This window comes from Citrobacter sp. Ce104 (assembly GCF_030334595.1).
GTDB classification, from domain to species: domain Bacteria; phylum Pseudomonadota; class Gammaproteobacteria; order Enterobacterales; family Enterobacteriaceae; genus Citrobacter; species Citrobacter europaeus.
This window is the reverse complement of sequence record NZ_JAOWDP010000062.1, coordinates 56775-69245: the sequence shown is the minus strand read 5'-3', so window position 1 is coordinate 69245 and position 12471 is coordinate 56775. Positions and strand designations below refer to the sequence as shown.

The 12471-nt window shown below is 54.3% G+C and carries 10 protein-coding genes; 2 read left to right on the top strand and 8 right to left on the bottom strand.

The annotated features are described in order from the left end of the window. Nucleotides 1-3 precede the first annotated feature (3 nt). The 4 genes from feoB to greB form a co-directional block, all read right to left on the bottom strand. Nucleotides 4-2322 (bottom strand): Fe(2+) transporter permease subunit FeoB, encoded by a 2319-nt coding sequence (gene feoB / locus OGW16_RS08635; RefSeq protein ID WP_043018581.1) that lies wholly within the window; start codon nt 2320-2322, stop codon nt 4-6. Between the two features lie 18 nt (nt 2323-2340). After that, nucleotides 2341-2568: a ferrous iron transporter A gene (feoA, locus tag OGW16_RS08630; protein WP_003023519.1), complete on the bottom strand. Its 228-nt coding sequence runs from the start codon at nt 2566-2568 to the stop codon at nt 2341-2343. A 432-nt stretch (nt 2569-3000) separates the two neighbouring features. Beyond that, the gene (locus tag OGW16_RS08625; RefSeq protein WP_043018580.1) at nt 3001-5334 is read right to left on the bottom strand and encodes a Tex family protein; all 2334 of its coding nucleotides are present in this window, start codon (nt 5332-5334) and stop codon (nt 3001-3003) included. A 98-nt stretch (nt 5335-5432) separates the two neighbouring features. Then, nucleotides 5433-5906, bottom strand: coding sequence for a transcription elongation factor GreB (gene greB, locus OGW16_RS08620; RefSeq protein WP_016154802.1), 474 nt, complete (start codon nt 5904-5906; stop codon nt 5433-5435). Between the two features lie 225 nt (nt 5907-6131). Here greB and ompR point away from each other — a divergent pair, with 225 nt between their 5' ends. Next, nucleotides 6132-6851: an osmolarity response regulator transcription factor OmpR gene (ompR, locus tag OGW16_RS08615; RefSeq protein ID WP_001157751.1), complete on the top strand. Its 720-nt coding sequence runs from the start codon at nt 6132-6134 to the stop codon at nt 6849-6851. Continuing rightward, nucleotides 6848-8200 (top strand): two-component system sensor histidine kinase EnvZ, encoded by a 1353-nt coding sequence (gene envZ / locus OGW16_RS08610; RefSeq protein WP_043018579.1) that lies wholly within the window; start codon nt 6848-6850, stop codon nt 8198-8200. Before ompR ends, envZ begins: the two co-directional genes overlap by 4 nt. A 74-nt stretch (nt 8201-8274) precedes the next feature. Here the strand turns inward: envZ and pckA are convergent, their stop codons facing one another. The 4 genes from pckA to yrfG form a co-directional block, all read right to left on the bottom strand. Beyond that, on the bottom strand, nt 8275-9897 hold the full coding sequence (pckA, locus tag OGW16_RS08605; protein WP_043018578.1) for a phosphoenolpyruvate carboxykinase (ATP): 1623 nt from the start codon (nt 9895-9897) through the stop codon (nt 8275-8277). 577 nt (nt 9898-10474) lie between these two features. After that, entirely contained in the window at nt 10475-11353 is an 879-nt protein-coding gene (gene hslO, locus OGW16_RS08600; RefSeq protein WP_016157640.1) for an Hsp33 family molecular chaperone HslO, read from the bottom strand. A 24-nt stretch (nt 11354-11377) separates the two neighbouring features. Beyond that, on the bottom strand, nt 11378-11779 hold the full coding sequence (gene hslR / locus OGW16_RS08595; protein ID WP_019078146.1) for a ribosome-associated heat shock protein Hsp15: 402 nt from the start codon (nt 11777-11779) through the stop codon (nt 11378-11380). A 10-nt stretch (nt 11780-11789) separates the two neighbouring features. Then, nucleotides 11790-12458: a GMP/IMP nucleotidase gene (yrfG, locus tag OGW16_RS08590; RefSeq protein ID WP_003023533.1), complete on the bottom strand. Its 669-nt coding sequence runs from the start codon at nt 12456-12458 to the stop codon at nt 11790-11792. Nucleotides 12459-12471 lie beyond the last annotated feature (13 nt).

Genomic DNA, 12471 nt, shown 5'->3' with positions numbered 1-12471 from the left:
ACCTTAGTGGCAATCGCCAGTGGTGCTTGAACAACAGGAACTTGCCGTCCTGTTGGTTGCCAGCAGCGCGAGGTCCACGCGGCTGCGAGCTCGACGCAGCAGGCCCAGCAACACGATGTTAAACAGGATGACGGCTAAAATGCACACCAGACTGTAGGTCGGGTGTTCTTTGTAGCTGACCGTCTGATAAAACAGCGTCGACAGAGAGTAGGCGATGTTCAGACCCCACAGAATCGAGAAGCTCATCCAGCCACGGCTGGATTCACGTGCGATTGCGCCCATCACTGAAATGCACGGTACATACAGCAGAACAAAGATCAGGTAGCTGTACGCGGCGGCGGCGCTGCCAAATTTCTCGCCCATCACGCCCATTGCGCCTGTCGCCATTTCACCGTCGCCCTTGCTGGCTTCGATAGGGTTAGCCAGCACGCTCAGGCTGAAGGTGTCTTTCAGGCTTTGCCAGGTTTCATCCACCGCGCCGAGCAGCTCGTCACCGAGGTGGAAATCCGCCGGATTGAACTCTTCTTCCTGAATGTTTTCTGCGGTATAGAGCGTGTTCAGCGTACCGACAACCACTTCTTTCGCCATCGCGCCGGTAAACAGACCTACGGTTGCCTGCCAGTTATCTTCGTGAACGCCAATCGGCTTAAAGACAGGGGTAATAACGCGGCTAACGGAGGCCAGAGCAGAGTCGTTGATGTTGTCGACGATTTTTCCGCTCAGCGAGAAGCTGTTAAACGCGCTGAGGAAAATGCTGACGATGATGATGACTTTACCCGCGCGCAGAACGAAGCCTTTCAGGCGTTGCCAGGTCTGAATGATCAGACTCTTAATGTGCGGCACGTGGTACACCGGCAGCTCCATCACGAACGGCGTTGCTTCACCACGCATGATGGTGTGTTTGAGCATCAGACCGGTCAACACCGCCATAACGATACCCAGCACGTACAGTGAGAAGACCGCCAGCGCGCCGTTCTGACCAAAGAACGCTGCGGCGAAGACGGCGAAAATCGCCAGACGTGCGCCACAGGACATAAACGGCGCCATCATGATGGTCATCAAACGCTCACGCGGGGCATCCAGCGTACGTGCGCCCATTACAGACGGTACGTTACAGCCAAAGCCGACGATCAGCGGGACAAACGATTTGCCCGGGAGTCCCAGCGCCTGCATCAGTCGGTCCATCACAAACGCGGCGCGCGCCATGTAGCCGGAGTCTTCAAGGAAGGAGAGGAACAGGTACATCATGCCGATTTGCGGTACCAGCGGCAGCACGGTGTTAATCCCGCCGCCAAGGCCCTGGGCCAGGAAGATGGTAAGCCAGTCCGGGAAGTGCAGCGTGTAGCCAATCCACTGAATACCATGGATAAAGAGCGCCACGGAGCCGACGTCAAACAAGGGCTGCAGCGCGCCGCCAATGTTGATGGCGAGCAGGAACATCAGGTACATCACGAACAGGAAAATCGGCAGACCAAGGAAGCGGTTAAGGACGATTTTATCTACAGCGGTGGTGAAACGGCTTGGCTCTGCCGTCAGGGTGTTACTGACGGTATCGCAGATAGCGGCAATGCACTGATAACGCGCATCGGCGATATGCAGCGCCGGATCGTCCATTGTCTCGCTCAGGCGCGCAATGGCGGCATCAAGGTTTTGCGCGGCATCGCCGGCGTAAGCACGGCTGTAGATATCGCCTTCCAGCATCTGCAGGCCCAGCCAGCGACGCTGTTTAAGCGGCATATCTTTGGTCATCGCGTCGGCCAGGGAGTCCGCTTCTTGCAGCAGCGGCTGGGCATAATGGACCAGCTCGACGGTGTCGTTTTCTTTATAGCGATCGATCGCCAGCTTCAGCGCTTCAATGCCGCGAGCGCGGGTGGAAACCAGCGGAACCACCGGGCAGCCAAGACGAGCGGAGAGGGCGTCGATATCGATACGGATTTGCTGCTTCTCAGCGATATCCAGCATGTTCAGCGCGACGATGCAGGGGATGCCCAACTCAAGCAGTTGCAACGTCAGGTAGAGGTTGCGCTCAAGGTTTGAAGCATCGACCACGTTGATCAAGAGATCCGCGTCGCCGCTTAAAATATAGTGGCAGGCAATCTGCTCATCGAGAGAGGTTTGCGATGAGATTGTCGTCAGAGAATAGGTGCCGGGTAAATCGACCAGTGTGACCTGATGGTCCGTTGTGGCGAAATGACCTTCTTTACGCTCAACGGTAACGCCAGCCCAGTTGCCTACACGCTGGCGTGCGCCGGTGAGCTGGTTGAATAAAGTTGTCTTGCCGGAATTAGGATTACCAATTAAACCAATGGTTAGTTTTTTCATTTTTATAGACTCACTGTATTAACAGGAAACCGCTTCCACTTCTAATAACGCCAAATCCTTTTTACGCAATACCAGACTTACGCGACGCGTTTCGATATGGATAGGATCGCCGAGCGGGGCGACGCGTACCACGTTGAAGGATGAGCCGGGTAGCATGCCAAGTGACAACAGTTTCTGACGATAAGCTGGGCTGATTTCACGGGCAAAACCGGTAATTTTCCACGCACTGTCAGGAGTGAATTGCATAGGGACCTACTTATATCTCGCTAACTGGATGATTACCTCATGGGGCGAATGGGCGGCATGAGACCAGATGATTAGCCAACGTAAGGAAAGAGTAAATAATCAACAAATCAATGATAATGAGAATGGTTTCTATCATCAATAGAATAAATGTGACGGAATGTACAATTGGATAATAATTTGAGCCAATTTTGATATTCCTCAATATTTATTCTGGTTGGGCATGAAGGATTCACGGAAGTAATTAGTGGGGATCTTAATGTTTAATTAAGGTTTCATCTGTTAATGAAGTGATAAATATATTGTGGTGCAAAGCGGGAAATAGATTAAATATGCCGGATGGCGACGCTCATGTGTCTTATCCGGCCTACAAATTAATGGCGACAACCAGGCCGGACAGGGTGTTTACTCCACCATCCGGCACACGGTTTAAACTTAGCGCTTTTTACCCATTGCCGCCGCCAGCGCATCCATCATGGCGCTGTTGCCCGCAGGCTGGGCGTCACGGCCACGCGGTTTCGCGGCTTTTGGCGCCGGGCGATTGCTCTGAGTGCGATCGTTATTCCCGCCGCCGCGACGCGCATTGGTTTCACCCGGCTGCTCGTCCAGACGCATGGTCAGCGCGATACGCTTACGCTGCAGGTCCACTTCCAGCACTTTCACCTTCACAATGTCGCCCGCTTTCACCACGGTGTGTGGATCTTCGACGAACTTATTCGACAGCGAAGAGATATGCACCAGACCATCCTGATGCACGCCAATATCAACAAACGCGCCGAAATTGGTGACGTTGGTGACAGCCCCTTCCAGAATCATTCCCGGCAGCAGATCGTTCATGGTTTCGACGCCATCAGCAAACTGCGCGGTTTTAAATTCAGGACGCGGGTCGCGGCCCGGTTTTTCCAGCTCTTTGATGATGTCGGTGACGGTCGGCACCCCGAAGCGTTCGTCGGTAAAATCGGCGGCTTTCAGATTGCGCAGTTCGCTGCTGTTGCCCATCAGATCGCGCAGCGATTGCTCGGTGGCGGCCAGAATGCGTTCCACAATCGGATAAGCTTCCGGGTGAACGGTAGAGGCATCCAGCGGGTTATCGCCGTGGTTGATACGCAGGAAGCCCGCGCACTGTTCAAAGGCTTTAGGCCCCAGACGGCTGACTTTTAGCAGTTGCTGACGGTTCTGGAACTGACCGTTCTCATCGCGCCAGGCGACGATGTTTTGCGCCATCATGCGCGTCAGGCCGGCAACGCGGGTCAGCAGTGGTACGGAGGCGGTATTCAGATCGACGCCGACGGCGTTCACACAGTCTTCCACTACCGCATCCAGCTTACGCGCCAGCTGCGTCTGGCTAACGTCGTGCTGATACTGGCCCACACCGATAGATTTCGGATCGATTTTCACCAGCTCAGCCAGCGGATCCTGCAGACGACGGGCGATAGACACCGCACCGCGTAGCGAAACGTCGAGGTCCGGGAACTCCAACGCCGCCAGCTCGGAAGCAGAGTAAACTGATGCCCCAGCTTCACTGACGATCACTTTCTGTGCCGTCACTTGCGGGAATTGCTTCTGTACGTCGAGGAAGAAACGCTCGGTTTCGCGCGACGCCGTACCGTTACCAATCGCCACCAGCTCAACGTTATATTTTTCGCATAACGCCGCAACGGCAACGGCGGCTTTGGCGGCCTGGCCGGTATGCGGATAAATGGTATCGGTCGCGACCAGCTTGCCGGTACCGTCAACTACCGCCACTTTTACACCGGTACGCAGACCAGGATCGAGCCCCATGGTGGCGCGCAGTCCGGCCGGGGCGGCCATCAGCAGGTCATGCAGGTTACGGGCAAAGACGTTGATCGCTTCATCTTCCGCACGTTCGCGCACGGTACCCATCAGCTCGGTTTCAAGGTGCATCAGCACTTTGATGCGCCACGTCCAGCTCACCACGCCTTTACGCCAGCTGTCGGCAGGTGCATTGTTCAGGCGCAGTCCCAGGTGATCCTGGATAATCTGCTCGCCGTGGCTCTCTTTTGGCGGCTCATCGAATTGCGGATCGGCGTTCAGTGAAAGCTGCAACACACCTTCATTACGACCACGGAACATGGCCAGGGCACGGTGGGATGGCACGGTGGAGATAGGCTCGTGGTGATCGAAGTAGTCGCGGAACTTAGCGCCTTCCTCTTCTTTACCGCTGACCACGGTGGCGACCAGGTGGGCGTTTTTCCACAGATAATCACGCACTTTCGCCAGCAGCGCGGCGTCTTCGGCGAAGCGCTCCATCAGAATGTAGCGGGCGCCGTCGAGGGCGGCTTTGGTATCCGCCACGCCGTTTTCGGCATTGAGATATTTTGCGGCTTCCGTTTCCGGGTCGTGGGAGGGTTCGTTCCACAGCAGGTCTGCCAGTGGCTCCAGTCCGGCCTCAATAGCGATCTGCCCACGGGTGCGGCGCTTAGGTTTGTACGGCAGATAGAGATCTTCGAGTTCGGTCTTACTTAACGTGCCGTTGATCGCGTTCGCCAGATCGTCGGTCAGTTTGCCTTGCTCGCCGATAGATTTCAGGATTGCCTGACGGCGGTCTTCCAGTTCACGCAGATATCCCAGACGGGTCTCCAGATTACGCAGTTGCGTATCGTCCAGACCGCCGGTGATTTCCTTACGATAACGTGCGATAAACGGCACGGTGTTCCCTTCATCAAGCAGGCGAACGGCAGCTTCTACCTGTTCAGCACGAGCCTGAATTTCACCTGCGATAATGCGGCAGAAAGAATCATTCATCATGGATAGCTTCGTCTATAGGATAAAAAATCAGGGGATAGTTATACGGATTGACTGGCAAAAATGCCAGTCATCTACGGGGGCTTCGGATTGTTCCGGTCTCACTTCACGTATTCAATCTCGTTCACGTACCAGCTGGCTTCACCGCCGGGAGTGTTTACTATCGCGAGATCGCCGACCTCTTTTTTCAGCAGCGCCCGCGCCATCGGCGAGTCGATAGAGATGTAATCTTTTCGACCGAAGATCTCATCGTAGCCGACAATGCGGAATTTGCGGATGTCGCCATCGTCATTTTCGATCTCAACCCATGCGCCAAAGAAGACTTTGCCCTCCTGCTGGGGGGAGTAATCGACGATTTTCAGATTCTCCATGCACTTGGTCAAATAACGGACGCGGCGGTCGATCTCACGCAGGCGCTTTTTATTATACTGGTAGTCGGCATTTTCGCTGCGGTCACCCAGACTTGCGGCCCAGGTAACTTTTTTGGTGACTTCCGGGCGCTCTTCACGCCAGAGATAATTCAGCTCTTGTTTAAGTTTTTCATACCCTTCACGGGTTATCAGGGGCGTTTTCATCTTATTGTTTTACCTTCGACTCTGTGATGATGCGCACAATTGGTATTACGTGAGCATATCAACAGAATAAATAATGTATTGCGAGAAACATTGTATACTTAAGCTGCTGTTTAATATGCTTTGTAACAATTTAGCCTGGAATTCATACCAGAATTCGCTGGTGACTCACGTTAGCTTTCTTAAGAATATACACTTAATTGTTGCGAACCTTTGGGAGTAATAACAATGCAAGAGAACTATAAGATTCTGGTGGTCGATGACGACATGCGCTTGCGTGCGCTTCTGGAGCGTTATCTGACCGAGCAGGGCTTCCAGGTTCGAAGCGTCGCAAACGCTGAGCAGATGGATCGTCTGCTGACCCGTGAGTCCTTCCACCTGATGGTGCTGGATCTAATGCTGCCGGGAGAAGATGGCCTGTCTATTTGCCGTCGCCTGCGCAGCCAGAGCAACCCGATGCCGATCATTATGGTCACCGCGAAGGGTGAAGAAGTTGACCGTATCGTAGGGCTGGAAATCGGCGCTGACGATTACATCCCGAAACCGTTTAACCCGCGTGAACTGCTGGCGCGTATTCGCGCTGTACTGCGTCGTCAGGCGAACGAACTGCCGGGCGCGCCTTCTCAGGAAGAAGCGGTCATTGCGTTTGGTAAGTTCAAACTGAACCTCGGTACGCGTGAAATGTTCCGCGAAGATGAGCCAATGCCGCTCACCAGCGGGGAATTTGCGGTACTGAAAGCGCTGGTAAGTCACCCGCGTGAACCGTTGTCCCGCGACAAGCTGATGAACCTGGCCCGTGGCCGTGAATACTCGGCGATGGAGCGTTCTATCGACGTCCAAATCTCCCGTCTGCGTCGTATGGTGGAAGAAGATCCGGCGCATCCGCGTTATATTCAGACCGTATGGGGTCTGGGCTACGTCTTTGTTCCGGACGGTTCTAAAGCATGAGGCGAATGCGCTTCTCGCCACGAAGTTCGTTTGCCCGCACGTTATTGCTCATCGTCACCTTGCTGTTTGCCAGCCTGGTGACGACTTACCTGGTAGTGCTGAACTTCGCGATTCTGCCGAGCCTCCAGCAGTTTAATAAGGTCCTGGCCTACGAAGTTCGTATGCTGATGACCGATAAACTGCAGCTGGAGGACGGTACGCAACTGGTGGTGCCGCCCGCATTCCGCCGGGAAATTTACCGTGAGCTGGGCATTTCCCTCTATTCCAACGAGGCCGCTGAAGAAGCCGGGCTGCGTTGGGCGCAACACTATGAATTCTTAAGCCATCAGATGGCGCAGCAGCTGGGGGGCCCAACGGAAGTCCGCGTTGAGGTGAACAAAAGCTCGCCGGTCGTCTGGCTGAAAACCTGGCTGTCGCCCAATATCTGGGTACGCGTACCGCTGACCGAAATCCACCAGGGCGATTTCTCACCGCTGTTCCGCTATACGCTGGCGATTATGCTGCTGGCTATCGGTGGGGCATGGCTGTTTATTCGTATCCAGAACCGACCGTTGGTGGATCTGGAGCATGCGGCGCTGCAGGTGGGGAAAGGCATCATTCCGCCGCCGTTGCGTGAGTATGGCGCTTCAGAGGTGCGCTCCGTAACCCGAGCCTTTAACCATATGGCCGCAGGTGTGAAGCAACTGGCCGATGACCGTACGCTGTTAATGGCGGGTGTGAGCCACGATTTACGTACTCCGCTGACGCGCATTCGTCTGGCGACCGAAATGATGGGCGAAGAGGACGGTTATCTCGCGGAATCCATCAATAAGGACATCGAAGAATGTAACGCCATTATCGAGCAGTTTATCGATTACCTGCGTACCGGTCAGGAGATGCCGATGGAGATGGCGGATCTGAATTCGGTGTTAGGCGAAGTGGTCGCGGCGGAAAGCGGCTATGAACGTGAAATCGAAACTGCGCTGCTGCCTGGCAGCATTCAGGTGAAGATGCACCCGCTGTCGATCAAGCGTGCGGTTGCCAATATGGTGGTTAACGCCGCCCGCTACGGCAACGGCTGGATTAAAGTCAGCAGCGGTACGGAGACGCATCGCGCCTGGTTCCAGGTAGAGGATGATGGTCCGGGCATCAAGCCTGAGCAGCGTAAGCATCTGTTCCAGCCGTTTGTCCGCGGCGACAGCGCGCGTAGTACCAGCGGCACAGGGCTGGGTCTGGCGATTGTGCAGCGTATTATTGATAACCATAACGGTATGCTGGAAATTGGTACCAGCGAGCGAGGAGGGTTGTCGATTCGCGCCTGGCTTCCGGTGCCCTTCACTCGTGCGCCGGGTAACACGAAAGACGCATAACAAAGGGAGGCGAAATGCCTCCCTTTTTGTTGCTGTAGGCCGGATAAGGCGAAACCGCCATCCGGCACTTTTCGTTACAGCTTCGGTCCGGCGCTAACCAGCGCTTCACCCGCAGGGGTGTCGGTGTATTTCTCGAAGTTCTCGATAAACAGTTTCGCCAGTGCATTGGCTTTTTCCTGCCACTGCTCCGGAGACGCGTAGGTATTACGCGGATCGAGAATGCGAGTGTCTACGCCCGGCAGCTCGGTAGGGATAGCGAGGTCAAACATCGGCAGACGGAACGTTTCCGCGTCATCCAGCGAACCGTTCAGGATGGCGTCGATAATCGCGCGGGTATCTTTGATAGAGATACGCTTGCCGGTACCGTTCCAGCCAGTGTTAACCAGATATGCCTGCGCACCTGCCGCCTGCATGCGTTTCACCAGCACTTCTGCGTACTGCGTTGGGTGCAGCGACAGGAATGCTGCGCCGAAGCAGGCAGAGAAGGTTGGGGTTGGTTCGGTGACGCCACGTTCGGTACCGGCCAGTTTGGCGGTGAAGCCAGACAGGAAGTGGTACTGGGTTTGGTCTGCCGTCAGGCGAGAAACCGGCGGCAGCACGCCAAACGCGTCGGCGGTCAGGAAGATAACTTTGGTCGCGTGGCCCGCTTTCGACACCGGCTTAACGATGTTTTCGATGTGATAAATCGGGTAGGACACACGGGTGTTTTCAGTTTTGGAACCGTCATCGAAATCGATGGAACCATCTTCGCGCACGGTGACGTTTTCCAGCAGCGCATCACGACGGATCGCGTTGTAGATTTCCGGCTCGGCGTCTTTAGACAGTTTGATGGTCTTCGCGTAGCAACCGCCCTCGAAGTTAAACACGCCATCGTCATCCCAGCCGTGTTCGTCATCGCCAATCAGGCGGCGTTTCGGGTCAGTGGACAGCGTGGTTTTACCGGTGCCGGACAGGCCAAAGAAGACCGCCACATCACCTTTTTCCCCGACGTTTGCCGAGCAGTGCATGGAGGCAATGCCCTTCAGCGGCAGCAGGTAGTTCATTACGGAGAACATACCTTTCTTCATTTCGCCGCCGTACCAGGTTCCGCCAATCAGTTGGATACGCTCAGTCAGGTTGAAAGCTACGAAGTTTTCGGAGTTCAGACCCTGCTCTTTCCACTGTGGGTTGGTACATTTAGCGCCGTTCATCACGATGAAATCAGGTTTGAAATCAACCAGCTCTTCCTCGCTTGGGCGGATGAACATGTTTTTGACAAAATGCGCCTGCCAGGCAACTTCGGTAATGAAGCGTACGGAAAGGCGGGTATCGGCGTTAGCGCCGCAGAAAGCATCAATGATAAACAGACGCTTGCCTGAAAGCTGCTGGGTGACTAATCCTTTCAGATGCTGCCAGGTTTCCTGGGAGAGCGGTTTGTTGTCGTTCTTACCTTTACCTTTGTCTGACCACCAGAGCGTGTCGCGCGTGGTGTCGTCACGGACAATGTACTTATCCTTTGGCGAACGTCCGGTAAAGATACCGGTATCAACTGCAACGGCGCCCAGGTTCGTTAACACGCCACGCTCATAACCTTGCAGGGAAGGATCAAGTTCCTCCTGGAAAAGTGTGTCGTAGTCTGGATTGTAAACGATATCCTGAACGTCATTGATACCATAAGCCTTGAGATCTTGCGGGGTTAAACTGGTGTTCACACGCATTTCACTGCTCCTTAGCCAATATGTATTACCTGGAATAGTAAGGTTTTTTAGGGATTGCTAACCGCGACAAGGCTCATAGATTTACGCATCCGGGAAAATCACGGGTAACCGAATGCGCTGCGACTCCTGTCACAAAGAGGCGGATATTATGGCAGGAAACCCTTTTTTGTTGTGGAAAATGTTCTTAAAACGTTAATAGAGAGTGTTTTTGGCGGGAATCTTGTGAGTGTAATCGCATTCACGTAAGAAAATAACGTAACTCATACATAAACAATATCGATTCACTTCCCGTGGCGGTGGTCTGAATTCGGTCCATCAATGCTCAAAATTGTGAAGTTGATGCGATTATGAGGCTTTCTCGTGATGCTGGATGACGACATGCATAGTGTTGAACGTTCACGAATCACTTACTGGAGCATGAGATCTATTGGTCTGCGGCAGACGGGGGCGAATGAGCAACTGGATTCAGCGTTCAGAGCGTGGCGTATATTGTCATTCACGGCGCACGGATAAAGATGCAGTATTACGCAGAGTAAGCGGAATTTAGCCCGGTAGAGCAAACTACCGGGCTAGTGATTTAATGTACCTGCGGGTCTGCCGGGGATGCATTGCTGCGGATCTCAGCAATGTCCATGGCGTTAAACAGATAGTGGCTACCGCAATAATCGCAGTGCATATCGATCTCGCCTTCTTCCGCCAGAATGCTGTCCACTTCTTCGTCCGGCAGCGTTTTCAGTGCACCAGCGCAGCGTTCGCGTGAACAGGTGCATTTGAACTCAACGTCCTGCGGATCGTAGAGGGTGACCTCTTCTTCGTGGTACAAGCGCCACAACACTTCGTTGGCCGGCAGCGTCAACAGCTCTTCGGTTTTAATGGTTTCGGTCAGGGCGGTCAGGTGATCGAAATCATCGGCCTGCGCGTTTTGCGCCGGCATTACCTGCAGCAGCATTCCGCCAGCAGCAGGTTTGCCATCGACGTCGCCAGTACGGATAAACAGGCGTGTCGGCAGCTGTTCAGAACGCATGAAGTAATCTTCCAGACAGGCGGCCAGCGTGTCACCTTCCAGACCGACCACGCCCTGATAGCGTTCGCCTTCTTCCGGGGTAATGGTGATCACCAGGTAACCGTTGCCTACCAGCGTTTTCAGATCCGCGCCTTCAGGAATATCACCCTGCATGCGGGCCACGCCTCGCATCTGCTGATTGTTGTTGCCGTTAATGACGGCCAGGCTCAGCGGACCATCACCCTGCAGCTGCACGGTGATATCACCGGCAAACTTCAGCGTGGCAGTGAGCAGGCTGGTGGCGACCAGCAGTTCAGCCAGCACGTTTTTGACCGGCTGCGGGTAAGTATGATTTTCGAGGATCTGTTGCAAAGTTTCCGAAACGGTCACCAGCTCGCCGCGCACGGCAAAGTTTTCAAACAGATAACGATGTAATTGGTCATGTTGCGGCATAATCATCTCTCTTGCAGGTGACAGTCACTCACTGTCGCCATGTTTAAATCGTAACAGGTCGCGGCGCTCTTTCTTGTCCGGTCGCCTGTCCGGGTGCGGCATGGTTAACGCGTTAAGTTTACGCGCCAGCGCCACTTTTTCGCGTTTTTCCACGCTTTCCGCGGTTTCTTCATACAGCGTAACGGCTTCCGTGGCCGGGCGACGCTGCTCGGTAATAGCCTTGATAATGACCGTTCGTTCGTCATTTCCCTGGCGCAGGGTGAGGGTGGCGTTCAGCTCGACAATCTTGCTCGGCTTGCTGCGCTGGCCGTTGTAATGCACCTTACCGCCTTCAACCATTTCGCGGGCTAGCGCACGCGTTTTGTAAAAGCGTGCCGCCCACAGCCATTTATCCAGCCTGACTTCAGTAGAGGGCTTTTCTTTCATGGCGTCTCCTTCACATCAGTGAGGGGATCAGTCGGCGGTAGTCATTCAATGACGGATGGCGTGCGTACTGTTTTTCCGCAATGCCAGAGTCGGGATTGGTTACGCCGAGGCAGTAACGAATACCATACAGGGCAGCGGCGTCGAGAATGGGTTCGCTGTCGTCAATAAATAGCGTCTTCTCTGCACTCATTCCCGTTTCTTCAGCCACAGCGTGCCATAACCGCTGATCCTCTTTGGGATAACCAAATGTGTGGGTGGAAAGTAATAAATCAAGGTGTGAGGCCAGACCGGTATGCTCAAGCTTCACCGCCAGATTATGCGGATGCGCGTTGGTGAGCAAAATACGGCGCTTGCCGCTGGCTTTTAAGGCATCAAGAAACGGTACGGTATCTTCACGCAAAACGGCGCGCGGTCCCTGTTCCGTAGTCATGGCGCAAATATCCAGATCCAGGCACTCGCTCCAGTAATCCAGGCAGTACCAGTTTAGCGTATGCTGCACGGCATGATACTGCTGACGAATATAGTCCTGGGCTTCCTGGGGAGAGATACCCTGCTTCGCGCCATAGGTTTCCGGCACCAGCTTTTGCCAGAAATAGTTATCGAATGCCAGGTCGAGCAGCGTGCCGTCCATATCTAACAACACGGTGTCGACATCCTGCCAGGCAATATTGATATGCATGGAAACTCCCCAG

Bases quoted from the DNA above. Each gene is read 5' to 3' on its own strand.
- feoA (WP_003023519.1), bottom strand. From the start codon at position 2,568: ATGCAATTCACTCCTGACAGTGCGTGGAAAATTACCGGTTTTGCCCGT.
- greB (WP_016154802.1), bottom strand. From the start codon at position 5,906: ATGAAAACGCCCCTGATAACCCGTGAAGGGTATGAAAAACTTAAACAA.
- ompR (WP_001157751.1), top strand. From the start codon at position 6,132: ATGCAAGAGAACTATAAGATTCTGGTGGTCGATGACGACATGCGCTTG.
- feoB (WP_043018581.1), bottom strand. From the start codon at position 2,322: ATGAAAAAACTAACCATTGGTTTAATTGGTAATCCTAATTCCGGCAAG.
- yrfG (WP_003023533.1), bottom strand. From the start codon at position 12,458: ATGCATATCAATATTGCCTGGCAGGATGTCGACACCGTGTTGTTAGAT.
- OGW16_RS08625 (WP_043018580.1), bottom strand. From the start codon at position 5,334: ATGATGAATGATTCTTTCTGCCGCATTATCGCAGGTGAAATTCAGGCT.
- hslO (WP_016157640.1), bottom strand. From the start codon at position 11,353: ATGCCGCAACATGACCAATTACATCGTTATCTGTTTGAAAACTTTGCC.
- pckA (WP_043018578.1), bottom strand. From the start codon at position 9,897: ATGCGTGTGAACACCAGTTTAACCCCGCAAGATCTCAAGGCTTATGGT.
- envZ (WP_043018579.1), top strand. From the start codon at position 6,848: ATGAGGCGAATGCGCTTCTCGCCACGAAGTTCGTTTGCCCGCACGTTA.
- hslR (WP_019078146.1), bottom strand. From the start codon at position 11,779: ATGAAAGAAAAGCCCTCTACTGAAGTCAGGCTGGATAAATGGCTGTGG.